The organism is Engelhardtia mirabilis, from assembly GCF_007748095.1.
GTDB lineage: Bacteria > Planctomycetota > UBA1135 > UBA1135.
In genome coordinates, this window is record NZ_CP036287.1 from 5,070,947 (window position 1) to 5,086,889 (window position 15,943).

Consider the following 15,943-nt stretch of genomic DNA (forward strand, 5'->3'; position numbering starts at 1 on the left):
CCTACTCGACATCCCGGTAGGTCAAGAGTAGCGCCAGATATCCGATCTCCGCACCTCCCTCGTCCACGACGGGGATACTGCCCGTCTCACCCTGCCGTGAAAGAACGAAACGGTGGTAGCAGTCGGCGGGCCGAGGCGGGATGCAATAGAGATCGTCAGAAATCTCGACCCCAGCGTTCGTCGCCAGGACGAGGCCTGGATCTGACTCTTCCAGCTGCGGAAGGATGCGTATCTCGCCGGCACGCCTCTGCGCCGCGGCCACCACAGCAGCGCGAATCCCTGGCGCACCGACTGACAACGCCTCTTCCACCGACCAGTCGTAGATGTCGATCTTGGTCCGAGGCGTCATCTCACCTCGGAAGATCGCGATGTCTTCGTCAACGATTCGCTTGTGCTCAGCGATCATCGCAGCTGAGGTCGCGTTGCTGTAGACGGCTGCGTCGTTGACGGCGACGAACTTGGTGGTGAAACGGTAGTTCGGCATTGCTCGGGTGGGTCAGGGTTCAGTCGATCGACTTGGCGCACCGGAATCCGACAGTGATCCCGGGCAGAACGACGCGGCGGGGTGAACGGCTCCAGAGGGGCCGCAGAGGGTCCTCGAATGAGCTTCCTAGGGTCAGGACCTCGGTCGGCGACGGTACGAAGTGGTCTTCTGTCGAGCGAGCGAAGTCCCTCACGGGCGAGACCGTCCATTCGCGGACGTTCCCGTGCAAGTCGGCGATTCCCTGGCCGTTGCGATCGGCAACGTAGGTATCGACCGGCGCCACGAGGGCGAGGTAGCGGTTCCAGTTGACAAGCCCCTTGTCCTCGGGCGAAAGCTCGACGAAGACCAGCGACGCGAGAGACGGCGCCGCAGCTCTGCGTTCGGCATCGTAGACCCGAGCCCAATCGACACGCAGTGCATCGGCGGGTACTGGACCGAGGCAAGCGTCGGCCTCCGGTCCGCGGGCAGCGGCATCCCACTCGATAGCCGTGGGCAATCGCTTCCCCGCCCAGTGGGCGTAGGCCATCACTGATGCTAGGTCGAGCCCCACCACCGGCAGATCATCCCAGGCTGACTCCCAGCCATCCGTGGGCCAAGCAATCGGGCGGGCAGCGTCCGGAACGACCTCCAGATAGGCTCGGTACTGCCCATTGGTGACTTCATGCCGGTCGATCAAGAAGGGCGGAACTCGGGGTCGGTCCGGAAGGGCTTCGGCTCCGTCCCACACACCTCGGCGCGCGTCGTGCTCGAATCCACCGACGTTGACCATCGAGGTCAGCACGACATCGTCTGGTCGCTCGGGCGGCAACTCCACGATGGCCTCGTCACCACTTGCGAAGAGCAGTAGATCGACCTCACCTCGTCGATCGCCCGAACTCGAGTATTCCAATCGGTAGTGCCCGGGAGGGCATTCGATTCGATCGCCTGCCTCGACGCTCTCCTCGACCAACGGAATCCCGTTCCAAGGATCAACCGTGACTAGGCGCAACGCGGTGCCCCGAGGAATCGCCGCCAGATCGATCGTGACCCGCGGCAACGCCGCATCTACCGCCTGGCCGCCGATCCACGCCGCGAGGGCCAGGGCCAGAGGGACTCCGACCAAGGTCATCGCCCTCGAGTTCCGTCGGATCCAGTCTTCGCTCCGCTCCACGATCCCCGGAGGACGAGCCTGCGGCTCGCGACCGTCCAAGAAGCGCCGAAGGTCCTCGGCGAACTCCCCGGCCGACTGGTAGCGCCGGTCGGGATCCTTGCGCAGGGCCTTGTGGCAGATCGTCTGTAGGTCCGCCGGGATCGACGGGTTGATGTGGCTGACGAGATCAGGCCGGCACTCTTCGATCAGCGCGAATACCTGCTCCTTGGTCTTGCCATTGAAGGGGCGTTTGAGCGTCAGGAACTCGTAGAGAACCACTCCCAGGGAATAGATGTCGCTGCGAGCATCAACGCGCCCTTGCTGGAGACGAGCCTGCTCCGGGCTCATGTAGTAGGGAGTTCCCACGACTCTGTCGCCGACCGTCTCGCGCGCGAGCTCCTTGGCGATCCCGAAGTCCGCCAGCTTGGGGCTCCCATCGGACCCGATCAGAACGTTGCTGGGCTTCACATCGCGGTGGACGATCCCGCAGCGATGGGAATGCTCGAGGGCGTCGGCAATCTGGGCCGTCACCCGGGCGGCGACCCGAACTGGATCGGACTCGCCTCGCGCCAGCCCGTCCGAGAACGCCTCAATCGCGCGCTGTGGCCCCTTCTCGCGCGCTCGGGTGATGACGTCCTCGAGGTTCTCCCCGTCGACGAACTCCATGACGAAGTAAGGAGTCGCCTTCGATCGGCCGACCGAGAAGATCCTGACGATTCCGTCATGCTCCAGGCTGGAGGTTCGTGCAGCCTCGACGAGGAAGTCGGCCACCGTTGACTCGCTGACGCCCGGCCCCTGCCGAAGAGCCTTGATCGCCACATGACGGCCGAGGACTCGGTCCCGCGCGAGAAAGACTTCGCCGAATGAGCCGGCTCCGAGAGCACGGAGTACGTCGAAGCCAGGGAACGGCTCCTGATCGCCGTACTGATTGCGACCTTCACTACCGTCTTGCCCGCCGCCCTGACCCCAGCCCTTCGCGCCCACCCCACCCCCCGCACCCCTCCCTTCGCTGCCCTCGCTCTCTTCGTCGTCGACGAGAGATTCATCGTCGTCGTACCGCTCCAGGAGAGCCCTGACCCGGCTTGCGATGCTTTGGGACGAGCGCTCGATCTCCGCAAGGCGGGCCGTGCGCTGATCGCCGTTCTGCTCGACGAGCTCGTCGAAGAGGCGCCTTACCTCGGACCATTCGTTGTCCATGACTCTTTCTTCTCCCCCAGATCTCCTACCAACTACCGACCCAAAGGCACACAAGGCCCGGCTGAACTCAGTTGCCGAGCTTGTCCCTCAACCATGAGTCGGCAAAGCCCCAGTCGCGGCGGACCGATCTGTCGCTTCGCGTGAGCGCCTGCCCAACCTCCACTACGCTGAACCCGAGATAGATCCGCAGCTGCGCGACTTCATGGGCGTTGTGGTCAACGCTTGCGAGTCCGGTCATCGCCTCCTCCAGGGCCAGGCGCTCTTCGGGTGGCAATCTGTCAATCGCCGGCACCAGCTCCTCTGGAATCCTCGCACCGTTGGGACCCTCGCGCTTGAGCGCTCTCCTGGCTCGCGCGTCGTCGACGATCACGCTCCGGCAAGCCTTCGCCGCACTGCGGAAGAAATGTGCACGATCGGTCCATTGCTTGGGCGAGGCCCCGAACAGCCGCAGGTAGACCTCCTGCGCGATGTCCGAAGCAGAGAGGGTCTGTGCGGGATCGGGCGAACGCAAGATCGCCCGCGATAGGTCGAGCAGCTTGCCGTAGACGACTGGGATCGCCTGGCTCGCCGCCTCTGCATCACCCGCGCTCGCACGCGCGAGGAGCTGGGTCAGTGCGATGGAATCCTCCGTCTTCGCCGATTCGATGGATTGTTGCTGATCGCTCATCGAGAATCGATCCTCCTTTGGGCCGAGCAGGCACTGGTGGGTGGGATAGCCCGACGCCGGGCTTGGCCCCCCTATTGTGTCGAGAACAGCTCCGGGCGGGGCCGGCCAGCACACCTTGGACTCCGAGGGGTGATTCGACCTAAGAACGTGGAAAGGCCGCTGAGTCGGCCAGCGATCTCGGCCTTTCTTGCCCGATCGCCTGCCCGATCTCAACGGAGCATCGAGCGGGACGACCGTCGGCCGCTCCTGGCTCCACGGAATGGGCGCTACCACCGAGCCGAGACCGCGGGGCCTCCGGTGAAATCTCGCCTTCGGTGGCCCGAGGGACGGTGGAAGTGCGTTCGGGGGGATGCTCGAACGTCGGCCTCTGCCGGGCCCCGTCGCAATCCAATGAGACAGATCATCATCCTGCTCGCCTCCCTGGTCGCCTGCTTCCTCTTTCTGCGCTACCTGCAGCGTGAGGCCGACAAGCATCGACTTGCCACGGATGGCCACGCTGAGAACGATGACCCGTCCGGCTCGCAGGCCGCCCAGTGGACCGGTCCTGAGGAGCCTGCAGCTGCCCTCGAGGCAGACCCATCCGTGGTCCCCCCGGTGGCGAGGCCCGTCGTGGCGAGCCGTGCGAAGTCATGGGCGAGGTCCGAGCCGAGGAAGTGGACTGCGGGACCGCGGTCCCGGCGTGCATTGGATGGTCTGGCCGCTCTACTCATCGTGGTCTCCACGGCACTCGTCGCGACCACGATCGATCGCGTCGAGGTACAGCCCCTGAGACTCGCCGTGCCGCTCGGCGGCGAGTACCGCGTCTTCATGGACGCGCTAAAGGGCTTCCTCAATCGCGAAGGCTCCCCCTCCGACTTCCGCGTGGCGACCGAGGTCCGCGAGAGCCAGGGCTCGGTGGACACCTTCAAGCAGATTGGTACCGGCGTCGCCGATCTCGGCGTCGTGCAATCGAACACTGGCCTCGCGTCGCGCCAGGTCCGCGCGATTTCGCATGTATTCCCCGAGTACTTGATCTGCCTGAGCCGGTCGGACCACCCGATCGACCTGGTCGGGTGGGGCTGCGGTGGTCCAGCTTGCCCGAATGATCCAGCGACCACGCTCGGGAGAGGCAGACCCGTTCGAGTCGGCTGCTTCGGACCTGGCAGTCAAACCTATGAGGACGTACAGATCATTCTCGATCTCTACGGACTTGTGCGCGCAAGAGACTACGTCATCGTCGCCCTCGATTACGCCAGCGCCATCGACGCACTACTGATCGATCGGATCGACCTGGCGATGTTCATCGTGAGCAAGGAGAACTCCGTGCTCAGGCGGGTTCTAGGCGATCCGGCTATCGGCATCTCTGCGAATGTGATCGGACACCTCGACGCGCTCCTGGGCCGCCTCTCCGGCTACTCGCCCGCGGAGATCGCGCCCGGTCACTTCGGTCCCCACTCCAAGTCGATCTCGACCATCTCGACCAACGCCACCTTGGTTTGCGCGGCGAGTCTGGAGGATCGAATCGTCGCGGCGCTGACCACCGACCTCGTAGAGAACTCCAACGAGCTCGCCGACTGGTACTCGGGATCCAAGATCTCGGAGCCATCTGCCGATACGAAGATCCCGACCCATCCCGGGGCCCAGCGGGTCTATGGCCGGAACGACCCCGGGTTCATCGAGCGACACCTCGGCCCCTTGCAGCTCCTCGCCGCTGCGGTCTCCGCGCTCTTGGCAGTGGTCTCACTTGTTGTCGGACACCGCAGTCCGGCAGCCGACCCTGCGGCGGGGACAGCTCAGAACGGCCACAGGACCTTGATTCCCGCTCCGAGGCGTGAAGAGCGGCGGGGGCCGGCGAGCAGGGCTGGGACCTCTGATGGAAACGAGGGCGAGGGTGACGCCGGCCGAGAGGTCCACGACGTCGGCGCTCGCCCGCCAGGTCCCTGAGGCACTGGCGTGCAGCCGAAGCAGTGGCGGCCGGTGACGATGCGGCGCTGGGCGAGGGTGGTGAGGGAGTCCCCGGCCAGGTCCAGGTCATCGATGTGCTGCGGCGCGCCGTGGGCCATTGTCAGCTCGAGCATCTGGTTGAGGTCGCAGTCGAACAGGCGGCCGTCCCAGCCGACCGAGAGGGTCGTGCGGCACATGACCCCGGCGGCGGCGGTGGGGTTGAAGGCGTCGACGAGGCGCTGCAAGTACGCCTCGATGTTGCCGCTGCGCTCGAGCCACTGCAGGTAGCGCGACTTGGGCATGTTCGTGAGCGCCTGGATCGGTCAGTCGCGGAGCTTGCCACGTCAGTCCTTCCGTCGCACGGCAGGTGCCGACCGAGGGGAGGTCACGCGCGGCGTCCGCGCCACCGAGTCGACCTGACCACCACGCTCAACCGAGTCGCGCGCCCTTGGCTTCCGGAAACGCCAGGTCGCCAAGCGAACCTCGTTCCTCGGATCGAGCGCGGCCGACTGCGCGATCCGAGAGGCCTCAGGTTGACCGCTCGAGCGAGCCCGGCGACAACGTCCATCGACGACCGTATGCTCCCGCCTCCCCGGCGGCGATTGCGCCGTCCGCGCGGCATTCTGCCAACGACACCGCCAGAACGAGGACATCTCCATGTCGACCGTGAACCTCGCCGACGTCAACGGCCAGCGCATCGCCTACAGCGTGCATGGCGATGGGAAGTCACTCGTTCTGTTGCACGGCGGCATCAACCCCGACAGCTTCGGGGGCAACCTGGCGGAGTTGGCCAAGAGTCGGCGGGTGGTCGCGGTCCATCTCCGGGGGCACGGGCACACTCCGGACGGCGACCGACCGCTGCGCACCGATGCGATGGGCGACGACGTCGCGGCGCTGATCGAGCACCTGGGCCTCGGCCGGGCCGACGTCATGGGCTACTCGCTGGGCGCCAGCGTCGCGTTGCAGACCGCCATACGTCATCCGGAGGTGGTCGACCGGCTCGTGCTCGTCGCGGCGCGGATGAGGCACGACGGGGCCTTCCCGGAGGTCTTGGCTGCCTTCGACCAGCTCGAGGGCAACGCGCAGGTGTACGGCGGCGGCGTGGCGGCCTCGCCCCTGGGGCAGGCCTATCCCGAGGTCGACTGGGAGGGCCTCTTCAAGAAGCTCGGGGAGATGACCAAGCGCCCCTTCGATTGGACCGCCGACGTCGCCAAGCTTCAGGCCGCCACCTTGCTGGTCTTCGCCGACGCCGACTGCATGCGGCCCGAGCACATGGTCGAGTTCTGGAAGGCCCTCGGAGGCGGCCAACGCGATGCCGGGCTCGATGGCTCGCTGCGACCCGCGAGCCAGCTCGCGATCGTCCCGGGCGCGACCCACTACTCCCTCGCCCTCGACCCGCTGCTGCCCCAGGTCGTCGAGCGCTTCCTCGGGACCGACTGAGGGGCCACGGACCTGCGCGCTCCCGCTCGAAGGGCGCTAGCCCTCCAGCGCCCCACCGCACGAGCTGCCCGCCCCCGCCGTGCAGCCGAAGCAGTGGCGGCCGGTGACGATGCGGCGTTCGCGGAGCCGGACGAGGGAGTCCCCGGCCGGGTCCAGGTCATCGATGTGCTGCGGCGTGCCGTGGGCCACCGTCAGCTCGAGCATCTGGTTGAAGTCGCAGTCGAACAGGCGGCCGTCCCAGCCGACCGAGAGGGTCGTGCGGCACATGACGCCGGCGACGGCGGTGGGGTTGAAGGCGTCGACGAGGCGCTGCAGGTACGCCTCGAGGTTGCCGCTGCGCTCGAGCCACTGCAGGTAGCGCGAGATCGGCATGTTGGTGATCGTGAACAGGGCGTCGAAGTCGACGTCGTGGAGGCGCTTGAGCTCGCGCTTCCACTCGGCTTCGAGGGAGCCCTGGCCGGCGGGCAGGAAGGCGCCGACGGGGTTGGTGACGAGCACGAGGCGCAGGTCGGGTTCGCGGCCGTAGCCGACGGCGTTGAGCTTGCGCAGGCCGTCGATGGACGCCTCGAAGACGCCCTTGCCGCGTTGGCGATCGGTGGAGACCCGGCGGTAGTGCGGCAGGGAGCAGACCACCTCGACCCGATTGTCCGCCAGGAACCGCGGCAGGTCCGCGCCGGGCCCTGTGTCGAGGATCGTCAGGTTGCAGCGATCGATCACGTGGCGACCGAGCTCGCGCGCGCCGCTCACCAGGCGCCGGAAGCTGGGGTTCAACTCTGGCGCGCCGCCGGTGATGTCGAGGGTCGGGATGTCCGTCACGGCCAAGAGGTCGAGGCAGCGCTGCGCCGTCGCCGCGGTCATGGACTCGCGCCGCTCGGGGCCCGCGTCCACGTGGCAGTGGGCGCAGGTCTGGTTGCAGACCTTGCCCACGTTGACCTGCAAGACCTCGACGCCGGTGGCAGTGAGCGGATGCAAGCCCGCGCGCGCGGTGTGGCGGTCGAAGTCGCCGTCCAGCTCGTCCGTCAGCTCCACCGCCTCCAACCGCGCGCGCTGCACGGCGGGGTCGGCCAGGGGCGAGGCCTGACGCAAGAGGGTCGGTTTCAGCTCGAGCGAAGCCACGGCGTGGGCTCAGCCCATCCCCAGCTTGTCCGCGAACTTCTTCATCTGCACGCCGTGCACCAGCGCCGCGCCGCCCTTGATGGCCGCCGCCACGTGGACCGCCTCCATCTGCTGCTCGGCGTCGCAGCCCTTCTCGAGGGTGTCCTTGGCATAGGCCTCGATGCAGTAGGGGCACTGCACCGCGTGGGCCACGGCCAGGGCGATCAGGGACTTCTCGCGGGCGGTCAGGGCGCCGTCCTCGAAGACGGCCCCGTACCAGTCGAAGAAGCGCTTGCCGAGCTCCGGCGCGTCGTCGGCGATGGACGGGAAGCGTGCGAGGTCGCCGGCTTCGTAGTGGCTCATGGGTTCGGGCACGCAGGGGGCTACGGGGCCTGGGATGGCCCGTGACGGTCGCGAGGGGCGACACGAGGGGCTCGGGCGGGCCCCACAGGCTGCCCGCTGCGGAGCGGATTCGGTCCCAAGAATCGTGTCCGCGGGCTCAAGTCCGGGTCGGCTGCGGGCCGAGAAGGGAGCCGATGCGTCGCCTTGCCCTGATCCTCGTCGCCGCCGCCCTGGCGAGCTGTGCCGCCCCCGGTGGTTTCGCCGAGGAGGACGTCTGCGTGGGGCCGCCGATGACCCTCGACGGCCCGCTGACGGGCTGGGTGGTCGTGGCAGCGCCGGACGCGGACTGAGGGACGAGGTTTTGCGGGACAGGGTGTAACCCCGCCCTGGCCCGACCGTCCTTCGGGTGTGGAAACTGCCCGAGTCGTTGGAGCGTGCCTGCGCGGCGCGGATGCCGAGTTGGTCACGATCGAAGCCCGCTTCGACGCCGACTACGAGTTGGGGCGCACAGACGTGCGCGTGAGCGGCCTGCCGGACGCCGTCGTACGCGACGGGCGCGGGCGGTTGCTGTGCGCGCTCGGCGACGCGGGTCTGCACCCGGGGCCCGGGCACCTCTACCTGAACCTGGTCCCCGCCGGGCAGCGCAAGCCGGGTGACCTCCTGGACCTGCCCCTGGCCCTGGCAGCGGCAGCGGCGGCCGGGCACCTGGAGGCGGACCGCTTGAAGGGAGTGCTGCTCCTGGGCGAGCTCGGTATCGACGGGCGCCTGCATGACGTGCCAGGGGCGCTGGCGGCAGCGGAGGCGGCACGGCGTGCCGGGGTGCGGCGTGTGATCGCGCCCCCGCGCAGCGCGGCCGAGGCGGCGCACCTGCCCGACCTGACCGTGTTCGCCGCACGGGACCTCAGCGAGGCGGTGAGTGCCCTGTGGGCCGGGCCGGACCTCGCCCTGGCGTCGACGGAGGCGACCCTCCCACCGACGCGACCGGAGCGCCTGGACCAGGTTCGGGGCCAGCCAGTGGCCAAACGGGCGGCGACGGTGGCCGCGGCGGGCGGGCATGGGCTGCTCTTGATCGGTCCGCCCGGGACGGGCAAGAGCCTGCTGTCGCGGGCGGCGCTCGAGCTGTTGCCACCACCGACCCTCGAAGAGCGCATCGAGATCACGCGAGTGCAGTCGGCCGCTGGCCTGTGGCCCGGTGGACTGGCCCGCAGCCGCCCCTTTCGCGCGCCCCACCACACCGTCAGCTACGCGGGGCTGGTAGGCGGCGGGTCGCCGCCGCGCGCCGGCGAGATCACCATGGCCCACGGGGGTCTGCTGTTCCTGGACGAGTTGGGCGAGTTCAAGCGCGAGAGCCTCGAGGCCCTGCGCCAGCCCCTCGAGGAGGGCCGCGTGCGAGTCAGCCGCGCGAGCGAGCGGGTGGACCTGCCGGCGCGTTTCCAGCTGGTGGCGGCCATGAACCCCTGCCCCTGCGGCTACCTGGGTCACCCGACCGTGTCCTGCCGCGACACGCCGAACTCGGTGCGGCGCTATCGCGAGCGGCTGTCGGGTCCGCTGCTGGATCGGATCGAGCTGCGCGTCGAGTTGGAGAGCCCCGACCTGGAGACCCTCGCGCCGATGGCCACCGCTGCGCCGACGGGCGGCGCGCGGAATCACCCTGCTGGCGCGGGGGCCCGCGGTGGGGTCCAGGCCGTGGCGGAGGCGACCGGCACGGACCTGACCGAAGACCCGAGCTCCGGCGCATCCCTCGCGCGAGCGGTGGAACGAGCCCGGGTCGTTGCGATCGCGCGCCAGGGTGGGCGCATCAACAGCGCGCTCCAGGCGGATGACCTCGATCGGGTGGCCGAACTCGACGCCGAGAGCCGCGCTCTGCTGGAGAGCGCAGCTCGATCGCGTGGCCTGTCCGCCCGCGCCGTGCAGGGGCTCCGGCGGGTGGCGCGGACCATCGCCGATCTCGAGTCGGTCCAGCAGTCCCGGGACGAGACGCCCGTCGGCGCCCGCCACCTCGCTGAAGCCATGGCCCTGCGCGCGCCGATCTTCTGAGGCCGCGGGTCCCGGAATTGCTGGCTTCTCGGGGATGCCGACTCGTTGATGAACGGACCGCGCACGTGCAGGGTCGACGCTGGAGCCGCGCCGCGAGGAACCCGGCCTTGGCGAAGCGACGGTGCCCGGTCTCGACCCGCTCGGCCGACCTACTCGTGTCGCAGGGCGTCGACCGGGTCCATGCGCGCTGCGCGCCAGGCCGGGTAGAGCCCGAAGACCACGCCGATCAGGGCCGAGATGGAGAAGGCCAGGGTCGGTGCCGCGGGCGTGATCACCGTGTGCATGCGCGCGAAGTGCTCGACGGCGACAGGGATCGCCAGGCCCACCACGACTCCCGCCGCGCCGCCGCCCACCGAGAGCACGACGGTCTCGACCAGGAACTGGGTCACGATGTGGTGCCGCTTGGCGCCCAGGGCTCTGCGGATGCCGATCTCGCGGGTGCGCTCGGTGACCGTGGCCAACATCACGTTCATGATGCCAATGCCACCCACCAGCAGACTGATGCCGGCGATCGACCCCAACACGATGTTGAAGATGCGCTTGGTCTCCTCGGCACGGGCCAGGAGCTCGAGGGGCACGACAACCTCGAAGTCGCCCTGCTTGTGGTAGCGCTCGAGCATGGCGCGGGCGGCGTCGGCGACGACGCGCACGTTCTCGGGCACGTCGACGGCCACGACGATCTCGTGCAAGTCGACCTGCTCGCGATCCATGCTGCCGGCGCGCATCCGCACCTGCATGTCGCCGAAGCGCTGCACGCCCGTGCTGAGCGGCAGGTAGAGCTCGTCGGTGATCTCCTCGCCGGCCTTGGCCGCGTCATCGGCGAGGCGCACCCGGGGCGCGAGGATCCCGACCACGGTGAAGTACTCGCCGCCGATCTTGATCTGCTGACCCAGCGGCGACTCCATCGGGAACAGCTTGCGCGCCACCTCCGAGCCCACGACGCAGACGTTGGCGGCCATGCGCTCGTCCAGCTCCGAGAGCCAGCGGCCCGAGACCAGCAGGCGACCGGTGACCTCGAGGTAGTTGGGCTTGGTAGCCAGCACGCGCGGGTCGGCCACGCGCGCGAGGTGACGCACCTCCTGGGAGAGCTCGCGCAGGGGCACGATCGTCTCGATGCCCGGGTAGGCGTCCTCGATCCGATGCAGGTCCTCGAAGGTCAGGCCGTAGCTCGCGACGCGCACGCGCTGGCTGCCCTGGTTCGGGTCCTCGCGCGGCTTGACGCTGCGCAGGATGACGTTCTGGCTGCCCAGGGCCCGGATCTGGTCCTGGGCCTCGGCGCTGGCGCCCTCGCCGATGGCCAGCATGGCGATCACCGAGCTGGTGCCGAAGAGCACCCCGAGTGTGGTCAGCATCGAGCGCAGGCGGTGCAGCATGAGGCTGCGAACGCCCAAGACCACGGCGCGATAGAGCGTGCTTCTTCCCATGGCGATGCCTGGCCCGCGGCTAGCGGATCTCTTCCTCGATGTAGCCGTCCTTGAGCTTCAGCAGGTGCTGAGCGCGGCCACCGACATCGGGCTCGTGGGTCACGAGCAGGATCGTCTTGCCCTCGGCGTGCAGTTCGTCGAACAGTTCGAGAATCTCGTCCGCGGTCTGGCTGTCCAGGTTACCGGTGGCCTCGTCGGCCAGAATCAGAGCGGGGTTGTTGATCAGGGCCCGGGCGATGGCGACGCGCTGCTGCTGGCCGCCCGAGAGCTCCTTGGGCCGGTGGGTCAGCCGCGAGCCCAGCCCGACCCGCTCGGCCAACATGCGCGCGCGCTCCTCGCCGTCCGCCGGCGGCCGGTCCTGGTACAGCAGCGGGACCATGATGTTCTCGAGCACGTCGAGCTGCGCGATCAGGTTGTAGCTCTGGAAGACGAAACCCAGCTCCTTGCTGCGCAGCTCGGAGAGCTCGTCGTCGTCGAGTTCCGAGATGCGCGTGCCGCGCACCAGGTAGTCGCCCGACGTGGGCCGATCGAGGCAGCCCAGGATGTTCAGCAGGGTCGACTTACCACTGCCGGAGCTGCCCATGATCGCCCAGTACTCCCCCGCCCGGAAGTCGAACGAGAAGCCGTCCAGGGCGCGCACTTCGTTCGGGCCGGGGTTGTAGACACGGCTGACGTTCTGGAGCGAAGCAACCGAGTCGGCCAAGCCCGCAGCGGCCGGCACCTGTGATGCGACGGTACTCACTCGGAGTTGCCTCGCTCGGTGGTCGCAGGCGCTCCGCCGCCGCCGGATCCGGCTCCGGTCGAGCCCTTGGACCAGTCGCCACCGGGCGGCTTGCCGCTGCTGGAGTTCTCGCCGGTCGGGCCGCCGGGCCGTCTTCCGCCGCCCTCGCCGCCGCTCGCCGCTCGACCGCCACCGGATTCGCGCGAGGGCATGCCGCCTGAGGGCATCGACGACGGCGCGCCCATGCCCATGCCCATGCCCATGCCCATGCCCATGCCCATGCCCATGCCCATCGAGCCGCCATCGGCCGGGAACTCCTCCTCGGGCTCCGGCTCGAGCTCGTAGCCCTCGGGCGGGCTCAGCATGACCACCTCGCCCTCGGCCACGCCCTCGATGATCTGAACCCAAGCGGTGCTCTGGGCGCCGATGGTGACCTCGCGCTCTTCGACGTCGCCGCCGGCGGCGACGAAGACCACTTGCTTGCCACCGGAAGGCACCACGGCCTGGACCGGCACCATCAGAGCGTCGGGGATCTCGTCGACCTTGATCTCCACCGAGCAGGACATGCCGGGACGCATGGCCGGGTCCGGCTTGACCACGTCGATCTCGCAGCGGTAGACGCGCAGGTTCGGGTTGGCCCACCAGCTGTTGCTGTCGGGCAGGATCGCCTTGAAGCGCACGCGGCCCTCGAACTGTCGGCCGGGCAGGGCGTCGATACGCACGACGACCTGCTGTCCGACCTCGACCAGCTCGATCACCGACTCGTGCAGCGAGGCCTCGATCGTCATCTGGTCGGACGACGGGATCGAGATGATCTTCTGGCGTTCGCGAACGCTCGTGCCCTCGGCGATCGGATCGTCGCGCCCGCCCATGCGTCCACCGCCGTCGGTCGCGTACACCACGAGGCCGCCGACGGGGGCGTAGATGCTCGACTTGCCGATCTGGGCCTCGTACTTGGCGAGCTTGTCGCGCTCGATCTGGAGCTTGGCCTCGTTGGTCCGCATGTCGGCCTTGTAGTCGACGAGGCGGGCGTCGGCCTGCAGGCCCACGCGCTCGAGCTCGCGCTCGCTCTCCTCGACGTCAGCCTCCAGAGAGCGGATCTGGCGCGGGTTGTCGTACTCCGCGAGCAGCTCGAGGGTGCGCTTGCGCTCCTCGAGCTGGATCTCGGCCCGGGTGGTCGCGAGCTGGTCGGCCTCGAGCTCGGTGCGGGTGATGAAGCCCTGCTCGTCGAGCCGGCGGGACCATTCGAGCTTGTCCTTGGCGCGCTTGAGTTCTTCCTCCGACAGCAGGATCGCGTCCTCCGCGGCGCGACGCTCCTGGGGCCAATCGCCCTCGACGTACTTCTTCAGATCCTCCTTGGCGAAGTCCAGCTTTCGCCGGGCGGCCGCCAGGTCGCTGAGGTTCTGGCTCTCCTGGATCGCGAGCTGCTGCTGCGACTTGATCGAAGCGCCCTCGGCGTTCTGCACCGAGATCTCCTGGGAGATCTTGCGCTCGATCAGGTCGGTCGCATCCAGCTCGACAAGGAGGTCGCCGGGCTCGACGCGCACGCCCTCATCGATCAGGAAGAGGATCGTGCTGGAGCCCTCCAGCTCGCTGGCCAGATCCTCCGAGCGGGCGGCCTTGAGGTTGCCCTTCTCGACCACGTCGACGACCAGGGTCCCGCGGCGCACCGCGACCCCGTCGACGCCCAACCCGTCTTCACCATCGAACAGCCCGGCCTCGTTGGCCATGTAGCCGCCGCCCGCGAGGGCGGCCAGCAGAACGATCAGGACAATCGGCGTCTTGCTCATTCGTCGTTCTCCGTCAGCGCTTCGAGCGCTTCGTCGTCGGGCCGCAGGGAGTCCTCGTCGACGACGAGTGCCTCGATGTCGCGGTACAGGGCCAGGGTGGCCAGGTGGTAGTCGACCAGGGCTCTGGTCAGGGCGTCGCGGGCGACGACCAGGTCGTCGCGGGCCTCGAGCAAGTCGCGCGTCTCCACGCGCCCGGCCTCGAAGTTGAGCGTGGTGCTGTCGACCCGGCGCTCGGCCAGGGCGACCGAGTTCTTCTGGATCTCATAGGCCTGCTTGCGGCTGACCAACTCCCGCAAACTCGCCCGCAGGGAGAGTTCGATCGAGATCGCCAGGTCCGCGGCCGATCGCTCGGCGGCCTGCAGCGAGACCAGGGCCCCGCGGTAGGAGTTGCGCTCGCTGAGGCGGTCGATGGGCAGGTCGAGGTCGAGGCCGACGGACCAGAAGAAGCCCTGCTTGTCGTAGGCCAGGGGCTGGCCCGGCTGGCTGGTGGCGTTGACGTCGATGTCCAGACCGAGGCTGCCGCGCAGGTCGTCGGCGGCGATCATCACGTCGCGCTCGGAATCTTGGATCCGATCGACGGCGTTGCGGTAGTCGAAGCGCCGCGTGAGGGCCAACTCGATCACCTCGTCGGCCGTGTGGCCCAGGTCTTCGATGCCGCTCTCGACCACACGTTCCAGCTCCGTGCGGTCCAGGGACAACTCGACCTCGAGCGGCAGCCCGAGGCGGTCCTTGAAGTTGTCGAGCAGCCCCTCGAGGGTCTGGCGCGAGTCGATCACGCTGGTCTCGGCGCGCAGGCGGTCCTGCCTGGCCTGGTCCACCTGGGTGTCGGAGAGGCGGCCCGACTCGGCCAGGGCGACGTTGCGCTCCGACAGCAGCACCAGGCTCGCCAGGTTGGCCTCGGCGTTCTCCAGGGTGTCGTAGGCCTGCAGCACCCGGAAGTAGTCCGAGGCGATCGAGAAGGCGAAGGTCCGACGGAAGCGCTCGAAGGAGCGCACCTCGTAGACGACGTTGCGTTCGGCCTGGGTCAGGGGCTCGAGGGTGATCGCGCTGCCGAAGCCCGAGAGCAGGGGCTGGGTGATCGAGAACCCGATCGAAGAGGCCGGGTCCCAGTCCTCGCTGGAGAGCAGCCCGCGGAAGATCGACAGGCCGACGTTCCCGACGATCTGCGCCCCACTGCCGAGCACCCGACTGAAGCCCGCACTGACGCTGGCGGCGGCCGAGGTCGCCTCGAGGCCCTCGTTCTGGCCGGTGAGCGTCGCGGAGGCGCCGGCATTCGGCTGGACCCCGAACAGGTAGCGGGCGAAGGTCAGGTCGAGCGCGGTCAGGTACAGGGACTCCTTGCGCGACTGGACCTCGGTGTCCGTGGCGGCGGAGAGCCGGATGCACTCGACCAACCCGATCGGGCCCAGGGGCTCGGAGAGGGGGATCTCGCCGGACATGTAGCGCCAGGCCAGGCTCTCGCCATCGGGGTCGATGGTGAAGGCCTCCGGGTCGGCCACAAACTCGGCGCGACGCTCGGCGATGATCGCGTAGACCTCGTCATCGGCCTGGACGCGGTACTCGTCGGCGCTCAGGCAGCCGCCCGCGGCCAGGGCCACGAACGTCAGAAGCGCCGCCGGCAGGGGGCGGCGGGCGGAAGGCGGCTCGGGAATCACGTTGGGGGCGGGGGACTGGCCGGCGCCTCGAGGCAGGCC

General features: G+C 68.7%; 13 protein-coding genes and 1 pseudogene. 4 read left to right on the top strand and 10 right to left on the bottom strand.

Translation table 11 applies throughout. The annotated features are described in order from the left end of the window. Position 1: 1 nt before the first annotated feature. From Pla133_RS18635 to Pla133_RS26535, 3 genes are all read right to left on the bottom strand, one after another. Positions 2-484, bottom strand: coding sequence for a hypothetical protein (locus Pla133_RS18635; RefSeq protein ID WP_145068029.1), 483 nt, complete (start codon positions 482-484; stop codon positions 2-4). Positions 485-503: 19 nt separating this feature from the next. Next, positions 504-2,810, bottom strand: coding sequence for a bifunctional serine/threonine-protein kinase/formylglycine-generating enzyme family protein (locus Pla133_RS18640; protein WP_145068031.1), 2,307 nt, complete (start codon positions 2,808-2,810; stop codon positions 504-506). A 67-nt stretch (positions 2,811-2,877) separates the two neighbouring features. Next, positions 2,878-3,477, bottom strand: coding sequence for an ECF-type sigma factor (locus tag Pla133_RS26535; RefSeq protein WP_419191715.1), 600 nt, complete (start codon positions 3,475-3,477; stop codon positions 2,878-2,880). Positions 3,478-4,284: 807 nt separating this feature from the next. On the opposite strand from Pla133_RS26535, the pseudogene Pla133_RS26540 reads away from it, so the two are divergent. Beyond that, positions 4,285-5,097: pseudogene (locus tag Pla133_RS26540) on the top strand (TAXI family TRAP transporter solute-binding subunit); the annotation flags it as partial. 152 nt (positions 5,098-5,249) lie between these two features. Here Pla133_RS26540 and Pla133_RS18655 read toward each other — a convergent pair. Further along, positions 5,250-5,702: a DUF3641 domain-containing protein gene (locus tag Pla133_RS18655; protein ID WP_145068037.1), complete on the bottom strand. Its 453-nt coding sequence runs from the start codon at positions 5,700-5,702 to the stop codon at positions 5,250-5,252. Positions 5,703-6,057: 355 nt separating this feature from the next. Here Pla133_RS18655 and Pla133_RS18660 point away from each other — a divergent pair, with 355 nt between their 5' ends. Beyond that, entirely contained in the window at positions 6,058-6,840 is a 783-nt protein-coding gene (locus Pla133_RS18660) for an alpha/beta fold hydrolase (RefSeq protein WP_145068039.1), read from the top strand. Positions 6,841-6,876: 36 nt separating this feature from the next. Here the strand turns inward: Pla133_RS18660 and arsS are convergent, their stop codons facing one another. Together arsS and Pla133_RS18670 are read right to left on the bottom strand one after the other, a co-directional pair. Beyond that, positions 6,877-7,956 carry an arsenosugar biosynthesis radical SAM (seleno)protein ArsS gene (gene arsS, locus Pla133_RS18665; RefSeq protein WP_419191717.1) on the bottom strand — a complete coding sequence of 360 codons (1,080 nt, stop codon included), beginning with the start codon at positions 7,954-7,956 and terminating at the stop codon, positions 6,877-6,879. 9 nt (positions 7,957-7,965) lie between these two features. Further along, a complete protein-coding gene (locus Pla133_RS18670) occupies positions 7,966-8,298 on the bottom strand; it encodes an arsenosugar biosynthesis-associated peroxidase-like protein (RefSeq protein WP_145068041.1) in 333 nt (110 codons plus the stop codon). 173 nt (positions 8,299-8,471) lie between these two features. Between Pla133_RS18670 and Pla133_RS26545 the strand changes: the two genes are divergently transcribed. Beyond that, a complete protein-coding gene (locus tag Pla133_RS26545; protein WP_419191718.1) occupies positions 8,472-8,627 on the top strand; it encodes a hypothetical protein in 156 nt (51 codons plus the stop codon). A 58-nt stretch (positions 8,628-8,685) separates the two neighbouring features. Further along, positions 8,686-10,314, top strand: coding sequence for a YifB family Mg chelatase-like AAA ATPase (locus Pla133_RS18675; RefSeq protein WP_145068044.1), 1,629 nt, complete (start codon positions 8,686-8,688; stop codon positions 10,312-10,314). A gap of 149 nt (positions 10,315-10,463) precedes the next feature. Here Pla133_RS18675 and Pla133_RS18680 read toward each other — a convergent pair whose 3' ends face one another. The 4 genes from Pla133_RS18680 to Pla133_RS18695 are packed head-to-tail and all read right to left on the bottom strand — an operon-like array spanning position 10,464 to position 15,904. Continuing rightward, positions 10,464-11,738, bottom strand: a complete 1,275-nt coding sequence (locus tag Pla133_RS18680) for an ABC transporter permease (protein WP_145068047.1) — start codon at positions 11,736-11,738, stop codon at positions 10,464-10,466. Positions 11,739-11,757: 19 nt separating this feature from the next. Next, positions 11,758-12,480 (bottom strand): ABC transporter ATP-binding protein, encoded by a 723-nt coding sequence (locus Pla133_RS18685; protein ID WP_419191719.1) that lies wholly within the window; start codon positions 12,478-12,480, stop codon positions 11,758-11,760. Further along, positions 12,477-14,249 (bottom strand): efflux RND transporter periplasmic adaptor subunit, encoded by a 1,773-nt coding sequence (locus Pla133_RS18690; RefSeq protein ID WP_145068052.1) that lies wholly within the window; start codon positions 14,247-14,249, stop codon positions 12,477-12,479. The genes Pla133_RS18685 and Pla133_RS18690 overlap by 4 nt, the downstream gene beginning before the upstream one ends. Further along, complete coding sequence (locus tag Pla133_RS18695; protein ID WP_145068054.1) at positions 14,246-15,904, bottom strand: TolC family protein; 1,659 nt, start codon at positions 15,902-15,904, stop codon at positions 14,246-14,248. Before Pla133_RS18695 ends, Pla133_RS18690 begins: the two co-directional genes overlap by 4 nt. Between the last annotated feature and the right edge of the window lie 39 nt (positions 15,905-15,943).